The sequence below is a fragment of the Parajatrophihabitans canadensis genome, from assembly GCF_053764775.1.
The window spans coordinates 744,250-760,873 of the sequence record NZ_CM132445.1 but is presented as its reverse complement, the minus strand read 5'-3'; the positions used below and the strand labels follow the sequence as shown (position 1 = coordinate 760,873).

The 16,624-nt window shown below is 63.3% G+C and carries 14 protein-coding genes and 1 tRNA gene; 7 read left to right on the top strand and 8 right to left on the bottom strand.

The genetic code is table 11. The features are described 5' to 3' along the window. On the bottom strand, positions 1-1,068 hold the full coding sequence (locus ACSMXN_RS03725; RefSeq protein ID WP_022915205.1) for an acyl-CoA desaturase: 1,068 nt from the start codon (positions 1,066-1,068) through the stop codon (positions 1-3). A gap of 249 nt (positions 1,069-1,317) precedes the next feature. On the opposite strand from ACSMXN_RS03725, the gene ACSMXN_RS03720 reads away from it, so the two are divergent. The 3 genes from ACSMXN_RS03720 to ACSMXN_RS03710 all read left to right on the top strand — a co-directional run bounded on the left by ACSMXN_RS03720 (position 1,318) and on the right by ACSMXN_RS03710 (position 4,031). Continuing rightward, positions 1,318-1,393 (top strand) — tRNA-Gln (locus tag ACSMXN_RS03720). 116 nt (positions 1,394-1,509) lie between these two features. Next, entirely contained in the window at positions 1,510-3,054 is a 1,545-nt protein-coding gene (gene glmU / locus ACSMXN_RS03715; protein WP_455407687.1) for a bifunctional UDP-N-acetylglucosamine diphosphorylase/glucosamine-1-phosphate N-acetyltransferase GlmU, read from the top strand. Further along, complete coding sequence (locus ACSMXN_RS03710) at positions 3,054-4,031, top strand: ribose-phosphate diphosphokinase (RefSeq protein WP_022915203.1); 978 nt, start codon at positions 3,054-3,056, stop codon at positions 4,029-4,031. The genes glmU and ACSMXN_RS03710 overlap by 1 nt, the downstream gene beginning before the upstream one ends. A 6-nt stretch (positions 4,032-4,037) precedes the next feature. Here ACSMXN_RS03710 and ACSMXN_RS03705 read toward each other — a convergent pair whose 3' ends face one another. Next, the gene (locus ACSMXN_RS03705; RefSeq protein ID WP_196811427.1) at positions 4,038-5,234 is read right to left on the bottom strand and encodes a phosphotransferase; all 1,197 of its coding nucleotides are present in this window, start codon (positions 5,232-5,234) and stop codon (positions 4,038-4,040) included. A 59-nt stretch (positions 5,235-5,293) separates the two neighbouring features. Between ACSMXN_RS03705 and ACSMXN_RS03700 the strand changes: the two genes are divergently transcribed. Further along, positions 5,294-5,776, top strand: a complete 483-nt coding sequence (locus ACSMXN_RS03700; RefSeq protein WP_022915201.1) for a MarR family transcriptional regulator — start codon at positions 5,294-5,296, stop codon at positions 5,774-5,776. A 22-nt stretch (positions 5,777-5,798) separates the two neighbouring features. On the opposite strand, the gene rsmA is transcribed toward ACSMXN_RS03700, so the two are convergent. The 6 genes from rsmA to rsmI form a co-directional block, all read right to left on the bottom strand. Next, positions 5,799-6,683 carry a 16S rRNA (adenine(1518)-N(6)/adenine(1519)-N(6))-dimethyltransferase RsmA gene (gene rsmA, locus ACSMXN_RS03695; RefSeq protein ID WP_022915200.1) on the bottom strand — a complete coding sequence of 295 codons (885 nt, stop codon included), beginning with the start codon at positions 6,681-6,683 and terminating at the stop codon, positions 5,799-5,801. Positions 6,684-6,797: 114 nt separating this feature from the next. Continuing rightward, positions 6,798-7,943: an aggregation-promoting factor C-terminal-like domain-containing protein gene (locus ACSMXN_RS03690; RefSeq protein WP_027139907.1), complete on the bottom strand. Its 1,146-nt coding sequence runs from the start codon at positions 7,941-7,943 to the stop codon at positions 6,798-6,800. Positions 7,944-8,025: 82 nt separating this feature from the next. After that, positions 8,026-9,174, bottom strand: coding sequence for a resuscitation-promoting factor (locus tag ACSMXN_RS03685; RefSeq protein ID WP_022915198.1), 1,149 nt, complete (start codon positions 9,172-9,174; stop codon positions 8,026-8,028). A 159-nt stretch (positions 9,175-9,333) separates the two neighbouring features. After that, entirely contained in the window at positions 9,334-10,185 is an 852-nt protein-coding gene (locus ACSMXN_RS03680; protein WP_022915197.1) for a TatD family hydrolase, read from the bottom strand. 88 nt (positions 10,186-10,273) lie between these two features. Beyond that, positions 10,274-12,079, bottom strand: coding sequence for a methionine--tRNA ligase (metG, locus tag ACSMXN_RS03675; RefSeq protein ID WP_022915196.1), 1,806 nt, complete (start codon positions 12,077-12,079; stop codon positions 10,274-10,276). A 38-nt stretch (positions 12,080-12,117) separates the two neighbouring features. Next, positions 12,118-13,026, bottom strand: coding sequence for a 16S rRNA (cytidine(1402)-2'-O)-methyltransferase (rsmI, locus tag ACSMXN_RS03670; RefSeq protein WP_051149043.1), 909 nt, complete (start codon positions 13,024-13,026; stop codon positions 12,118-12,120). Positions 13,027-13,311: 285 nt separating this feature from the next. On the opposite strand from rsmI, the gene ACSMXN_RS03665 reads away from it, so the two are divergent. From ACSMXN_RS03665 to ddaH, 3 genes are all read left to right on the top strand, one after another. After that, positions 13,312-15,063, top strand: coding sequence for a phospholipid carrier-dependent glycosyltransferase (locus ACSMXN_RS03665; protein WP_022915616.1), 1,752 nt, complete (start codon positions 13,312-13,314; stop codon positions 15,061-15,063). Between the two features lie 206 nt (positions 15,064-15,269). After that, complete coding sequence (locus tag ACSMXN_RS03660; RefSeq protein WP_022915617.1) at positions 15,270-15,773, top strand: general stress protein; 504 nt, start codon at positions 15,270-15,272, stop codon at positions 15,771-15,773. Between the two features lie 61 nt (positions 15,774-15,834). Next, entirely contained in the window at positions 15,835-16,611 is a 777-nt protein-coding gene (gene ddaH, locus ACSMXN_RS03655; RefSeq protein ID WP_027140006.1) for a dimethylargininase, read from the top strand. The last annotated feature ends 13 nt before the right edge of the window (positions 16,612-16,624 follow it).

Sequence of the window (16,624 nt, the reverse complement as noted above, 5' to 3'; positions counted from 1 at the left end):
TCAGATGACGACTTTGTGACCGTTCTCGTTGAGCTCCGCTGCGCTTTCGGCGATCCGTCGCGCAGCGAGCTTGTCGAACCGCTCCCGCTTGGGCCATCTGACGGACGTCGCCCAGCCCATCTTCTCGAAGAACCAGATCACGCGGGCTGAGCTGTCCAACTGGCCACGGTCAACACCGTGCCGGGCCGACGTCGGGTCGGCGTGGTGACTGTTGTGCCACGACTCACCGAAGCTCAGGATCGCCAGCGGCCAGAAGTTGGCCGACTTGTCACGCGAGGAGTAAGGCCGCTCACCAACGATGTGACACACCGAGTTGATCGACCAGGTGACATGGTGCAGCAAGGCCAGCCGAACCAGCGACGCCCAGAAGAAGGCCGTTATCGCGCCCCACCAAGACCAGGTGATCAGGCCGCCGAGGATCGCCGGTGTCACCAGGGTGATCGTGACCAGCAACGGGAAGAGTCGATCGATCTTGACCAGATCATCGTCAGCGCGCAGGTCGGGTGCGTACTTGTCTTGGTTGGTGTGTTCCAGATCGAACAGCCAGCCGATGTGGGCCCACCAGAAACCCTTCATCAGGCCCGCGAAGGAATCCCCATAGCGCCACGGCGAATGCGGGTCGCCGTCCCGGTCTGAGAATGCGTGGTGGCGCCGGTGATCGGCTACCCAGCGAATGACCGGACCTTCGATGGCCAGTGACCCCGCGATGGCAAGGTAGATCTTCAGGGCTCGATTGGCCTTGAACGAACCGTGCGTGAAGTACCGGTGGAAGCCCACGGTGATGCCAGTGCCGGAGATGACGTAGAAGACCGTCGCCAGCGTAATGTCCGTCCAGCTGATACCCCAACCCCAGGCGAACGGTATGGCCGCGAGCAGGGCCAGGAAGGGCAGGATCACGACGACGTACAGAGCGGACTGCTCACCGCGAGCCTTCTGCCCGGAAACTACAGCCTTGCCCGTTGGTTGCGCCTGGCGCAGCTGCTCAACGTTCGCTTCGACCGCTTCGTCGGGATCGATGGCAAGGCCAGATCGAGCGTTGGAACCCGCAGAGTCGTCAACAACGGTCATATGGCTTTCGCCTCCCAGTAGGCTTGTCAGTCACAGGCATGTCTGTCACGGTCCGAACCGGCGTGTGGTGCCGGTTAGTGCCACTACCTACGCAAGCGTAACCTACGCAACCGTAGGTTTGGCAATGAACCGCTGAGAATTCAACATGAGTAAGCTGTCGCGGTCGAGAGAACATCGGCTGAGCACTGGCTGAATTCCTGGGATCACATCTCGGGAGGCCGTTCCAGAGCCGTCCGATGAGCCGCTCGGTGGGAGATGGGGTAATCGGCAGCCCGCCGGCCTTTGGTGCCGTGCAGTCTCGGTTCGAGTCCGAGTCTCCCAGCCACACCTCTGGCTGCCGTCAGAGCGTCCGGCTGATCGGACGCGGGCAGCAGCTTCGAACCGCTCACAATAGGGTCGTTGGGCGAGGCCCAGCGGTGCTCCGTCGGATAGGCTCCGGGTGTGACAGCTCCCGACCCGCAGTCCGTGCGTCAGTCAGTGCGTCAACCCCTCACCGTGATCATCCTGGCCGCCGGCGAAGGCACTCGGATGAAGTCCGCTGCTCTGCCGAAAGTCCTACATTCCTTTGCCGGCCGATCAATGCTGGGCCACGTCATCGCCGCGACGGAGAGCTTGAATCCTGACGTCACGGCCGTCGTGATCGGGCATCGTCGCGACGAGGTTGCGGCGCACCTGACCGAGATCGCGCCGGCCACCGTGCCGGTCGTCCAGCATGAGCAGAACGGGACGGGGCACGCAGTCCGGGTCGCGCTGGAGCAGATCACCGCGAGCGCCAATGACCTTGAGGGTGTCGTCCTCGTACTACCGGGCGACGCGCCGCTCCTTCGCAACGAGACCCTCGCAGCTGTGCTCACCGAGCACGCCGCCAGCGGCGCTGTCGCCACATTGCTCACGAGCGACCTGACCGATCCCACTGGTTACGGTCGGGTCATCAGAGCCGCCGATGGTTCGGTGGCGCGGGTTGTGGAACACAAAGACGCAGACCCGGACGAACTCGCCGTGACCGAGGTCTCCGCCCTCGTGTACGCCTTCGACGCCGCCGCGCTGCAAGACGCCGTTGGCCGACTGACGACGAACAATGCCCAGGGCGAGGAGTACCTACCCGAGGTAGTCAGCATCTTCGTCCGGGAAGGGCGTTCGGTACGAGCGGTCAAGGCCCCCGCCACCGAAACGGCCGGCGTTAACGACCGGGTGCAACTGGCCGCGGCGCACCGCACCCTCAACGCGCGGCTGATCGAAGAACACATGCTCGCCGGCGTGACCGTGATCGATCCTGCGAGTACCTGGGTCGACGTCGGTGTCCGGCTTGCCGCCGATGTCGTGCTGAAACCCAACGTGCAGCTGGAGGGATCGACCTCGGTCGACGCCGCCGCGGTTATCGGGCCGGACACGACGCTCACCGACACCGTGGTCGGTGCAGGCAGCATCGTCAACCGCGTTGTCGCCATCAAATCGTTGATCGGTGCCGGCGTCACCGTCGGCCCGTATGCCTACTTGCGACCGCTCACCGCGCTGGCCGATCAGGTACACGTCGGGACGTTTGTCGAGATCAAGAAGTCCGATGTCGGTTTCGCGACGAAAGTGCCGCACCTGACGTACGTCGGCGACGCCAGTATCGGTGAGCACAGCAATATCGGCGCCTCCACGGTGTGCGTGAACTACGACGGAGTCAACAAGCACCGCACTGTCATCGGCAGCCACGCCCGCACCGGCGCCGATAACATGTTCGTCGCTCCCGTCGAGGTCGGTGACGGTGCCTATACGGCGGCCGGCTCGGTCATCAGCGAGAACGTTCCACCCGGAGCTCTGGGAATCGGCCGCGCGAAGCAATCCAACGTGGCAGGCTGGGTACAACGCCGCCGGCCGGGAACAGCCGCTGCAAAGGCCGCCGAGCTCGCCATCGAGATCACCGCGGCCAAGGCAGAATCAGACGCCCAGGCGGCACAAGGTGAATCGCAAAACGGTGATACGGAGACCTCTGGCTGATGAGCACACTGCACCTAGCCGCCAACAAGAGCCTGATGCTCTTTTCCGGACGGGCCTTTCCCGAGCTGGGTGATGAGATTGCCAGTCATCTGGGCGTGACGGTCACGCCGCTGACCGCGCGAGACTTTGCCAATGGCGAGATCTTCGTCCGCCCTGAAGAGTCGGTCCGCGGCTGCGACGTGTTCGTGATTCAGTCGCATACGGTGCCGATTAACCACTGGGTGATGGAGACGCTGCTGCTCGTCGATGCCCTCAAACGTGCCTCGGCCAAGCGAATCACCGTCGTCGCGCCGTTCTACCCATACGCAAGGCAGGACAAAAAGCACCGAGGGCGTGAACCGATCTCGGCCCGCTTGATGGCCGACATGTTGAAGGTCGCCGGCGCTGACCGCATCATGTCGATCGACCTGCACACCGCCCAGATCCAGGGCTTCTTCGACGGCCCGGTCGATCACCTCTTCGCACTGCCTATTCTCGCCGCGCACGTCGCCGCCACCTACCCGGACGAGAACTTCACCGTGGTCTCCCCCGACACCGGCCGGGTGCGGGCGGCCGAGCAGTGGGCAGACCGCCTCGGTGGAGCGCCGATCGCCTTCATTCACAAGACCCGCGATCCCAATGTCGCGAACGAGGTAGTCGCCAACCGGGTCGTCGGTGACGTAGCTGGCCGGCTGTGCATTCTGGCCGACGACATGATCGACACCGGCAGCAGCATCACCAAGGCGGCTGATCTGTTGTTCGACGCGGGCGCCGCCGACGTGATCATCGCAGCGACGCACGGCGTCTTTTCCGATCCAGCGGCTGACCGCCTCAAGAACTGCCGCGCTCGCGAAGTCATCATCACCAACACGCTGCCAATCAATCCGGAACAGAAGTTCGACAAGCTCACCGTGCTCTCGATCGCACCGCTCGTCGCCCGGGCCATCAAGGCTGTCTTCGAGGACGGTTCGGTCACCAGTCTCTTCGAAAACGAATAACGACCGTCACAGGACGGGCGCAACCAGGTCAAGGATCGCGCGGGTAAGCCGAAGTCTGTGATCCCACCTGAGCACCAGCGCATCGGTTGGTGCTTCGTTCACATCGTCGAGCAAGACCGACGTGAAGCCCGACCGGAGCAATAGGCCCAGCCGAAAGCCCTCGCAGACCTGACGGTCCGACGTTTGCATGCCGCTGTCCGCCAAGCCAGCCAGATATGCCGCTTCGACAACGGGTGCCAACTCGAGGATCCGCTCCGGTGGCAGTTCACCGCTGTGGCAGCGCCCGACGAGTAGTTGCCCGAGGTCGTGACCAACGGGCAACGGGCTGTCGAAACCCCAATCGATCGTCACGAACGTTTCTGGATCATCAGCCGGGACAAGCAGATTCTGCGGACTGGCATCGCCGTGTGCGTAGGTCATCGGCAGCCCGTCAGTGCGGCCCAACAACTCATCGATTCGGGGGACGAGAGCACGGAGATCGCTGACCAGTTGGTGATCACCGCTCATGTTTTGAGCCGATCTCACAGCAGGTTGGGACCACAGATCCTCTCCGAGCAAGATCGGCAGCGCAAAGAGTCTCAAGCGACCATCGATCATCACCCGCAAGGTTCCGTTCGGAAAATCTGATCGTGCGGCAGCACCGAGCAACGGTGCCACCCTGCCGTACTGCCTTAGCGCCGCGAGCCTGCCCAGTGATCGCGCGGCACGTTGATAGCGGTCGGTGTCCCAATCGAGGTGTACGTACTGTTCGACGTCCTCCATCCAGATAGCTGCGAATCCGGGTTCGAGTTCATCGATCGCGTAGATCACCGGCAGGCGAAGGCCGTCCGGTATCTGTCTGTCCAGAGCGCCGGTGTAGGCCGCGATCTCGAGCCGCCACGGGAATCTCTCTATGAAACCTGGCCGAATGGCATCGGGAATGACGCGGATCATCGGCCAGTGTGAAGCGTCATGCAGAGTCTTGATGAATACCCGGGCAGTGCACTCGTCACCCGTAGGCGAGGTCATCGTGATGCGCGCACGTGTCAGTCGCTCGGTTGCGATCGTCGAGATGGTGTACTCCACCGGCAGATAGTTGGCTGACGCGAGCTGCAGGTCCTGACGACCGAGCGCCATTCGTCCTATCTCTGCGAGCTTTTCATGGCTGGCGGCTGCACGTCCCGCGTGCTCCTCGCCTCGGATGATCGGTCGCGCGACAGTCACGGTACTGTTCTCCTGATAGGAAGGTAACCTGACCATATTGAAGATAGTAAGGTGACCTTATGAGTGATGTCAATGGGATGGCGGTGCATATTCCGCGCCACATCGCTGCCTTACTGGATCAGAGCCAGCGTAGGTACCGCGAGGTGATGAACGAGCTAATCCCAGGCGTGCTCGACTCGTTGACCGATCCCGGCCTGCGGGAGATCGCCGGCAGACTCCGTGGTTCGCATTTTCGAATGCTGAGCGTGATACCGCCGGACGGAGCACGAGTCACCGATATCGCCGAATATGCCTCCATGACCAAACAGTCGGCAGGCGAGTCGCTGGGCTACCTAGGCTCTGAAGGTCTGATCGAGATTGTCGCCGACCCAACAGATCGCCGAGCCCGGCTGACCCGACGCACCGCACTTGGCGATGAGATGGTCACGATGGCCAATGACCTCGTCGCAAAAGTCGAAAAGCGCTGGCGTCGAAAGATTGGGGCCGATGACTATGACGCGATGCGCCGAGCCCTCGTGCGGATCGCCACCGAAGAGCTGTGACCGAGAGAATTCTGATCGAGGCCTACGCTCCGGCGACTCTGGCAGCGTCGGCTATTCGGACGAATCCCTCAATATCCAGCGTCTCACCTCGGGCCGTTGGATCTACCTCAGCGGCGACGAGAATAGCCTCGGCGGCGCTGGAAGATCCAGCCCAGTCCGCGAGCGCTGACCGAAGCATCTTTCGGCGCTGGGCAAACGCCGCGTCGATGACCCGAAATACCGCTTCGCGGCTCACGGCCGGTCGTGCGGCAGCCTCGACTCGGGCGAACCGCACCAGGCCTGACTCGACGTTGGGTACTGGCCAGAACACGTTGCGGGGCACCACGCCAACCCGCTTCGCCGGCCCGTACCAGGCCAGTTTGGCGCTCGGCACACCGTAAACCTTCGAGCCGGGCGCGGCGGCGAGGCGATCGGCCACCTCCAGCTGCACCAGCACCAGCCCATGGGTGATCGACGGGAACGTCGCCATCAGGTGCAACAACACCGGCACGGAAACGTTGTAGGGCAGGTTTGCGACCAGCGCGGTGGGCTCTGGCCCGGGCAGCGTCCGGATCTGGAGCGCATCCGCCTCGACTACGCTCAGCCGCTCAGCCAGAACCGGAGCGACCCGGCCAACGGTCAATGGCAGCTCTGAGGCCAATCTCGGGTCTATCTCGACGGCCGTCAGATGCTCGCTGACTGCCAACAGGCCCAAAGTGAGGGAACCGAGCCCCGGGCCGACCTCCAGGACGACGTCTGCGGCCGAGAGCTCAGCGGCTCGAACGATCCGTCTGATGGTGTTCGGATCGTGTACGAAGTTCTGACCGAGCGACTTGGTCGGACGGATACCGAGCCGTTCGGCGAGCCGGCGCACCTCGGCCGGCCCGAGCAGGGCGCTGGTCTCGATCCCGCCGGACGGTTCACTCACGCCGCACAGTCTCGCAGAGACCAATCAGGCACAGTCTCGCAGAGACCAATCCAGCACAGTCTCGCAGAGACCAATCAGGCACAGACCCGCTGACTCGCCGCGAGATCGGCGCGATCAGTACCAGTTCGTCGCTTGGGAATGGGCCCAGGCGGCGCATGGAGTGCCATAGACCCCTGAGATGTAGCCGAGGCCCCAGGTGATCTGGGTAGCCGGGTTGGTCTCCCAATCGGCGCCCGCCGAGGACATCTTCGAGCCTGGCAGTGCCTGTGGAATGCCGTACGCACCACTCGGATTGGCAGCATCGGTTCGCCAGCCGCTCTCTTTGCTCCACAAACTCACCAGGCAGCTGAACTGGTCAGCACCCCAACCGCGGGCTGCAACCATGCCCGCAGCTATCTGCTGAGCGCTGCCCGCTGGCACGGTGGAGACGAAGGACGGGGCCGGCTTGCTCCCTACCTTCGTGATCTGGTTGACCGGAGCGCGACCGGCGACCGAATTCAATACGACCTGTCCCGCGTACTTGCCGTCGATGTACAGCAGTTGGTACGTAACGGTGCTGGTGCCGTTCTGACCGGCCTGGACCACGGTGTTGGTGCCGACGTAGGTCGAGGGGTCCTTCTGCTGGACGGTGCCAAACGGCACGGCGACCGCACGCGTCGTCCGCTTGTAGGTCACCCGCTGGATCTTGATGACCTCTCGGTCCTTGATCGGCCCGGTCGCAGACAACTTGTCCTGCGGACCCAGGTAGATGCCCGCGTCCTCGATCGCCTGGTACACGGTCGGTCCAGCACTGATCACCGGGACCTTCTTGCCGTCGACGATGAACGTCACGTGCTTCGGCGAATCGATCGACAGGCTGGTGGCGCCCGAATCGAGCCGCTGAGAGCGCGACACCGAAACATATTCAGCCCCGCCGAAGCCGAGCTGGCCGAGTGCCTCGTTCACCGAATCGGCGTTGACCCAGACGTCCTTGGTCTGGCCGTTGACCTTGAGGTGTAACAGATGGCCACGTCGAACCACGATCTTGCCGCCGTCAGCGACTTGAGAGCCGAGATCGGGCGCGACGATGTCGTGCTCGCCGACCGCCACGTGAGCGGCCGCAAGCACGCCCTTCACGCTCGAGGCCGAGGTGTGAACTTGTTGATCCGTCCCGTCGATACGAACGTCGACGGTCTTGCCATTACTGACCCAGGCGGCGGTGCCTCCGATCAAGCCGGCTAACACGAGCCCATACAGGCCGAACTTCATACTGCGTCGCAAAACAGAATTCCCTTGATTTGAGTCTGGGCAGCCGTTCACCGGAGTGGCTCTGTCGCCACTCCGGTGAACGCCGGAACGCTCGCTAGAGGTTCGCGCCACAGACTGGCCAGGGGCTCGAGCCCCGGGCGTTGTACAGCGTGGTCGCTACTGCGATCTGCTGCTCGCGCGTGGCCAGGTCGGCTCGCGGAGCGTAGGCCCCACCGCCGTTGGCCAACCACGTGCCGCTGTCGAATTGCAGGCCACCATAGAAGCCGTTGCCAGTGTTGATCGACCAGTTTCCGCCCGACTCACAGGCTGCGACAGCGTCCCAGTTCAGACCACCAGTGGCGGCCGGAGGTGTGGCTCCGGTGTTGCCCCCGGTTGGCGCGGTGGCTGCGGGTGGAGCAGCCGGCGCCACCGGAGCGACCGGCTTCTGCTTGGTGCCGACCTTGACGACGGCGCTGACCGGAGCCGCCTGAACCACCGTGCGCTGGACGACCTTGCCCGCAAGCTTGCCGTCGACGTACACGAGTCGGTAGGTGACGAGGTTCTGCCCGGCCTTGCCCGCGGTAACCACTGACTGGTCACCCTCGAACTGTGTCGGGTCGTTCTGGTTGACCGTCTGGAAGGGCACAGCGACCGGTTCTGTCGCCGTCCCGTATCTCACGCGCTCGATCTTGATGACCTGGCCGTTCTTCGCCGGCGTTGCTCCGGGGACGGAGAGCCGGTCGTTCGGGCCCAGGTAGATGGTCGAGGACGCGATCGCGTCGTAGACGGTGGGGCCGCCCGTGGTGACCCCGATCCGCGTGCCGTCGACGAGGAAGATCAGCCGCTTGGGCGAGGTGATCGACAGGCTCGTAACCGCGGAATCCAGACGGGTCGAACGCGACACCGAGATGAAGTTGCTGCGGTCGTAGCCAAGCTGACTCAGGGCCTGGTCGACCGAATCGGCATTGACCCAGACGTCCTTGGACTTGCCGTCCACCATGAGGTGGAGCAGGTGACCGCGGCGAACCACGATGTCGCTGCCGTTCTTGACGTGTGCGCTCAGTTCGGGTGCCACGAGATCGTGGTCGCCGACCTGAATATGTGCTGCGGCTAGAGCACCGCGAACATCACTTGCTGAGGTGTGAATCTGCTGATCTTGCCCGTCGACCCGGAGGCCGATCGTCTTGTCGTTGTCGCCGGTCGCCCAGGCGGCGGTGCCGCCCACTAGCCCTGCGATGACAATTCCGTATAGGCCGTACTTCACGCTGCGACGCAAAAGAAGGAACTCCTCGTTCGTCGACTTTCTCGGGTACGTCGTTGTGGCCCGATCCAGCCGTTCGCGTTCTGCTTGGTCACAGCACCGTAACGGCCAAATGGACGAACAGCCAAACCTGATCATGCACAAACACGGACAAAAGCCTCGCTAGACCCCGAAAATGCGGGTTCCGGTAGCCGAAATCGTGTCGCAGACCACGGATTCAGAGGTTTCTTTAAGCTCCGCGATCTGACGAATGACATGCGGAATGAGGTAGGGCGCGTTCGGACGACCGCGGAATGGGTGCGCGGTCAGGAACGGCGCATCAGTTTCGACGAGCATCTGCTCCAGCGGGGTCAACCTTGCCGCTTCTCTGAGTCCCGGAGCATTTTTGAAGGTGATGACGCCAGGGAACGAGAGCACGTAGCCCTTCGAAACACACTCGGCGGCCATCTCGGCGTCACCGGAGAAGGCATGGAAAACCACACCAGCCTCAGGCGCACCTTCTTCATCAAGAATGCGCAGCACGTCGGCGTGGGCGTCGCGGTCGTGGATCATCAGCGGCTTGCCCACCGACTTGGACAGCCCGATGTGGCGGCGAAAATGGTGCTGCTGTTCTTCCGGCGTCGTGCGATCCCAGTAGTAATCGAGGCCCGTCTCACCGACGGCGACGATCTTCGGGTGCGCCAAAAGCCGTTCGAGCTCGGCGTAATGCGCGTCCGTGAGGCCGCGGACCTCAGTCGGGTGGACGGCGATCGCACCGTAAACAAAAGGGTGTCTTGTCGACTCGAGCGCGGACTTCCATTCACCGACCTCGCAGCCGACGTTGACCACCCGCGTCACGCCGACGCTCGCCGCTTGCCGCATTGCCGATGCGATGAAGTCAGCCGGTGCCGGCTCGTCGCGAGCGGCAACGCCGGCGCGGTGGGCCATGGCATCGAAGTGGCAGTGCGAATCGAAAACCGTGCTGGCCAGGGGCGCCGGCAGCTCCGGTGGAACCTCTCGCAGGGCGTCAGCCACTGCTGCCCTCCTCCTTCAATAACCGACAAATACCGAATCGTGTAACAACCGGCACCCCTACGATGCCGGTTGTTACACGATTCGCGGGTTACTGGGCCTTTTCTTCCAGGCGCGCGAGTTCCTCGTCGACGACCGAGACATCGAGCTTGGTGAAGACCGGTGTCGGGGCGGCCAGCGGACGCCCGACTTCGATCGGCGTGGACGCCCATTTCGCCTGGGTCTGGTACTCACCGGTCAGCACTGAATAGGAAGGTGAACCCACCGCGGTCGGCTCGTCCACCTCGACCAACTCAGGCATGGCCGACCAGATGCCGGTGCCGCCGAGTGCCTCGTGCACGCGCTGCGAACTTCCGGGCAGGAACGGCGTGATCAACGTTTTCACGTCGTCGACGACCTGCAGGGTGGTGTGCAGGACGCTGGCCATCCGGTCCGGGTTCTCGTTCTTCAACTTCCACGGCGCGGTGTCGGATAGGTACTTGTTCGCCTCCCCCACCAGCTTCATGACTTCTGCGAGCGCTGCCTTCTGCCGGTTCTTGGCCATCAGGTCGCCGATGGTGTCGAAGGACGCCACCGATGACGCCAGCAGCGTGCGGTCGATATCGGTCAGCTCACCGGCGGCGGGGATCGCACCGAGGTTCTTGGCAGTCATCGAGATGGTCCGGTTGACGAGGTTTCCCCAGCCCGCAACGAGTTCATCGTTGTTGCGCCGCACGAACTCCGACCAGGTGAAGTCGGTGTCCTGATTCTCCGGGCCTGCGCTGGTCAGGTAATAGCGGAGCGCGTCGGCGTCATAGCGCGAGAGCATGTCGCCGACGTAGATGACGACGTTGCGGGAGGAGGAGAACTTACGACCCTCCATCGTCAGGAACTCACTCGACACGACCTCATACGGACGGTTGAGCGCTCCGAGATTGCCAGGTTTGCCGCCCTTGGCGCCGATTCCTGAGTATCCGAAGAGCATCGCCGGCCAGATCTCGGCGTGAAAGACGATGTTGTCCTTGCCCATGAAGTAATAGGCCCGGGAATCTTCGGACTGCCAGAACGGACGCCACGCATCAGGGTCGCCGGTGCGGGCGGCCCACTCGATCGAAGCCGACAGATAGCCGATGACTGCGTCGAACCACACGTAGATGCGTTTGTCGTTTCGATCGCGCCAGCCGTCCAAAGGCACCGGCACGCCCCAGTCCAGGTCCCGGGTGATCGCACGCGGTTTCAAGTCATCCAGAAGGTTCAGTGAGAACTTCTGGACGTTGGGCCGCCAGTGGTCCTGCTTGCCGAGCCAGCCCGCAAGGACGTCGGTGAAAGCCGGCAGATCAAGAAAGTACTGCTCGGTCTCGACGAACTTCGGCGTCTCGCCGTTTATCCGGGATCGCGGGTTGATCAGATCGATCGGGTCCAGCTGGTTTCCGCAGTTGTCGCACTGGTCTCCGCGCGCCTCCGGGTACCCGCAGATCGGGCAGGTGCCCTCGATGTAGCGGTCGGGCAACGTGCGGCCGGTCGATGGGCTGATGGCGCCGAGCTCGGTGCGCGGAAAGATATAGCCATTGTCGAGCAGGCCGAGAAAGAGGTTCTGGACGACTTCGTAGTGATTCTTCGTCGTGGTGCGGGTGAACAGATCGTAGGAGAGCCCGAGCTTCTGCAGATCCTCGGCGATGACCTTGTTGTAGCGGTCGGCTAGTTCGCGGGCGGTCACGCCTTCTTTCTCTGCCTGCACTTGGATCGGCGTGCCGTGCTCGTCTGTTCCCGAGACCATCAAGACGTTGTTGCCCGCCATCCGCTGGTATCGGCTGAAGACATCCGACGGAACACCGAAGCCTGCGACGTGCCCGATGTGCCGCGGGCCGTTGGCATACGGCCAGGCGACAGCGGTCAGCACGTTTGTGGGGGAATTCATGGGTACCAGCCTAGTGAGGCGAGTTCACGGGCCGATGATCAAGTGCGGGGAGCGGACGGCGGCGGCCCGGCCTTGGCGGCGACCACAGCATCGAAGACGATCCGTTTCGGCACGCCAGCCTGAAGCGCGACCGCCGCGATGGCCTCTTTTCTGGTCTCGCCGGCTTGCTCTCGGACGGTCACCCGCTCGACAAGATCGCCGGCGTCAAGCCCCGCCGCGGCGCCGTCGGCACTCGGGACGAGGCCGGCAACGACGAGCGTGATCTCACCGCGAACGTCGCCCTTCGCCCAGGCCGCGAGCTCGACCAACGGACCGCGTTTGACCTCTTCATAGGTCTTGGTCAACTCCCGACAGACGGCGGCGGGGCGGTGTGCGCCCAAGCAGGTCACCAGATCGTCGAGAGCCTCGGCGAGCCGGTGCGGAGACTCGAAGAACACCATCGTCCGACGTTCGTGCGACAGCTCGGTCAGCAGCTTGCGTCGAGCGGAACCTTTTCGAGGCAGAAACCCCTCGAAACAGAACCGATCTACCGGCAAGCCCGAAACAGCGATGGCGGTGGTTACGGCCGACGGCCCGGGCAACGTTGTAACGCCAATGCCTTCGGCCACCGCCGCGGCAACCAATCGGTAACCCGGATCTGAGACTGAAGGCATCCCAGCGTCGGTGACAACAAGGACGTCCTGGCCCTGCCGCAGCAGCTCGAGCAACTGCGGCACGCGGCCCTCCTCATTGCCTTCGAAGAAGGAGAGGACCTTGCCGGTGATCCGTACGTTTAGGTCCGAGGCGAGACGGTGCAGCCGCCGGGTGTCTTCTGCGGCGATCACCGGAGCGGTTGCCAGCGCAGCAACGAGTCTGGACGAGGCGTCGCCGGCCTGTCCGAGCGGAGCCCCGGCCAGGATCACCCGACCGGTCGCGTGGTTGGCGGCGTCACCAAGTTGACTACTCAAGTACTCCGCCAATCCCTCCCGTGTCCCTGCCACGCTTACTCACGGGGCAATCATTCGCTCCGCTCCTCGCTCATACTTCGCTGCGATGCTCACTCACGAGGCTGCCAATCGCTCCGCTCCTCGCTCATACTTCGCTGCGATGCTCACTCACGAGGCTGCCAATCGCTCCGCTCCTCGCTCATACTTCGCTGCGATGCTCACTCACGAGGCTGCCAATCGCTCCGCTCCTCGCTCATACTTCGCTGCGATGCTCACTCACTTAGATGCAGACCTTACGATCGTCGCGTGCCTACCGCGACGCTGCTGCCCGAAGAGGCAGCTCCGACGACGGTAGTCGAGTCGCGGCAGAGGCCCGATTCGCTGACCCGGTGGCGCCCCGATTCGCTACTTTCAAGCTGGCTGTGGACCTTCGTGGTCACCGCAATCGCCGCCGTCACCAGGTTCTGGGCACTCGGATTTCCGCACGAGAAGAGCTTCGACGAGGTCTACTACGCGACCGAGGCTCAGGAGCTGCTGCGTTACGGCTACGAGGACAACCGCGGCTACATGTTCATCGTGCACCCGTCGGTGGGCAAATGGCTGATCGCGTTCACGTCGGCAATCTGGGGGAACAATTCCCTCGGCTGGCGGGTGGCTCCAGCGCTCGCCGGCACGATCAGCGTCCTGATCCTGACCCGGGTCGCGATGCGGATGTTTCGCTCAGTCCTGCTGGGAGTGCTCGCCGGAACGTTGCTGAGCCTCGATGGCATATCGCTGGTCATGTCCCGGGTGGCGTTGCTCGATATCTTCCTTCAGGTCTTCATCCTGGCTGGGTTCGCGGCGCTGGTGCTCGACCGCGAACAGCTGCGCGGGCGGCTGGGCGACCTTTACGCAGCCGGCGTAGATCTGAGTAACGGCGTGCCCAGCCTGGGACCGCGACCTTGGCGGCTCATCGCCGGCGTCATGTTCGGCCTGTCCTTCGGCGTCAAGTGGAGCGCGCTCTCGTTCTGGGTTGGCTTCGCGGTCATGTCGCTGTTCTGGGACCGGGGCGCGCTAAAGGCAGCCGGGGTAGAGATGCCCTGGATCGCGGCGGTAAAGCGCTCCTGGCTGGGCGCATTCTTCTCGCTCGGGGTCGCCGGCATCTCGGTGTACTTCTTGACCTGGATGGGGTGGTTTGCCGGCGAGAATTCCTGGAATCGCCACTGGGGTGACACCCACCCCGGCAACGGTCTGTTTGCGCTGCTGCCGTCTGGTTTTCGAAGCCTGCTGGACTACCACCATCAGGCCTACATCTTTCACAGCACGCTGTATTCGCCGCATGCCTACAAGGCGAACCCTTGGTCGTGGCTGGTGCTCGGACGGCCGATCTCTTTCTATTACCCCAGCGACCCGTCTGGATGTGGTGCGTTCAAAGCTGATGGAACGCCGAACTGCGCGCGAGAGATTCTACTGATCGGCACGCCCTTGATGTATTGGGCGATCCTGCCCGCGCTGGTCTGGTTGGCCTGGCATTGGGCGACCACCCGAGACTGGCGCGCGGGCGCCATCGGTATGGCCTTCATCGCGGGTTGGGGTGTCTGGCTACACGATCAGAGGCGGACGGGTTTCCTCTTCTACATGACGCCGTTGATGCCGTATCTGATGCTGGCTCTGACAATGGCGGTCGCGGCGATGCTGGCGCGCACAGCCAGCGACCGAATAGCCGTTGCGTCATCGTCATCGTCATCGGCCGAGCGGCACCGTGCAGGCGCCCGGGCTGATGCCGCCACCGATGTCGATGTCGCCCACGATCTGGAGCACGTTCAAGATGACGATGATCATGAACATGAACATGAACATGACGATGGAGAACGTGACGATGAGGTACGCACCGTAGGTCTGCGGGAGTGGATCGAGCTGCGCGGAATACCGATGGCCCGCTTGCTGCGTACGGCCGTAGTCGTCATCTGGCTCGGAGTTGTCGTCGCGGACTTCATCTGGATGTGGCCGATCTTCACCGGCGGCATGCTCACCTACGACCAGTGGTCCGCACGGATGTGGTTCCCGAGCTGGATCTGAAGTACGACGATTCTGTCCGTGCCCGCGCAAGCCGGCACCGTGACCGTCCCGTGAACGTCGCATAGGACTCGCACCGGGAACTCGCGCACCGGGGATACTCGTTGAACAGGGCACTAAGGTCGGTCAGGCTGACAAGTCATGGACACAGTTGCGACAGACAAATGGCGATAGTGTTCACGGCTCCCCGATGATGACAAGGTTGACACATGGCGATCACACCGAACATTCCCAGACCAGGTCTCGACCTCGAATACCCGATGTCACTCGGGGTCTATGACAAGTACGAACAAGCCCAGAAGGTCGTCGACTACCTTTCGGACAACGAGTTCGCCGTTCAGAACATGGTCATAGTCGGCACTGAGCTGAGATCCGTCGAGCGCGTGACGGGCCGCCTGACGCGACGCAAGGCGGCCATCGCCAGTGCCGTCTCCGGTGCTTGGATGGGCCTGTTCATCGGCCTGGCCTTCGCCCTGTTCGGCAAGGGCAACCAGGTCGGCTTCGTCATTACCGTCGTCATCTTCGGAGCAATCTTCGGGCTGGCCTGGAGCCAGATCGGATTCTCGGCGATCACCCGCGGCGGCACCAGGGATTTCTCCTCCGTGACGCAGGTGGTGGCCACGAAGTACGAGGTCCTGGTCGAACACCGGTTGGCCGACCGCGCTCGGGAACTCTTGATTGCGATGCCCGGAGCGAACTCGCAGACGTTCTGACAGCGAGTACCGATCGTCGCCATTTACCGGACGACCGGACGGTTCTGCCAGGATGCTCTCCATGACCGACTACCGGCGCGCTCTGGTGCGGCGCCCTGCCTCGACTCTTGCCGACGGCATCACGACCCACATCGAGCGGGTGCCGATCGACCTCGAGCTCGCCCGCATGCAGTGGCAGCAATACGTGGCCGCGCTGTCCGACGCCGGGTGGGACATCAGCGAGGTGGAGGCTGCCGACGACTGCCCAGACAGCGTGTTCGTCGAGGACACCGTGGTCATGTATGGGCAACTGGCCGTACTGACCGCTCCTGGCGCTGACACTCGTCGAGGCGAGATCCCCGGCACGACGGAGGCGCTCACGAGCCTGGGTTATCAGTCACTTGCCATCAACGGCACCGCAACACTCGACGGCGGCGATGTACTAAAGATCGGCAGTCGGGTCTATGTCGGGCGCGGCGGGCGGACCAACGCCGAGGGCGTCCGGCAACTTCGCGCAGCATTGGGCACCCGCGGTGCCACCGTCACCGCCGTACCGCTGACCAAGGCCTTGCATCTGAAGTCGGCAGTCACCGCATTGCCTGACGGAACCGTAATCGGCTTTGACCCGGTAGTTGACGATCGGCACTTCTTTCCGCGGTACCTGTCGATGCCCGAAGAGCCCGGTGCGCACGTCGTCGACCTCGGCGCCGGTCGACTACTGATGTCCACGGCGGCACCGAAGTCCGCGGAGTTGATTGCCGATCTCGGCTATACGCCAGTCCCAGTCGACATCTCGGAGTTTGAGAAGCTGGAAGGCTGCGTCACGTGCCTGTCCGTCCGGCTTCGGGCCGCTCCCTAAGTCAACGGCCAGC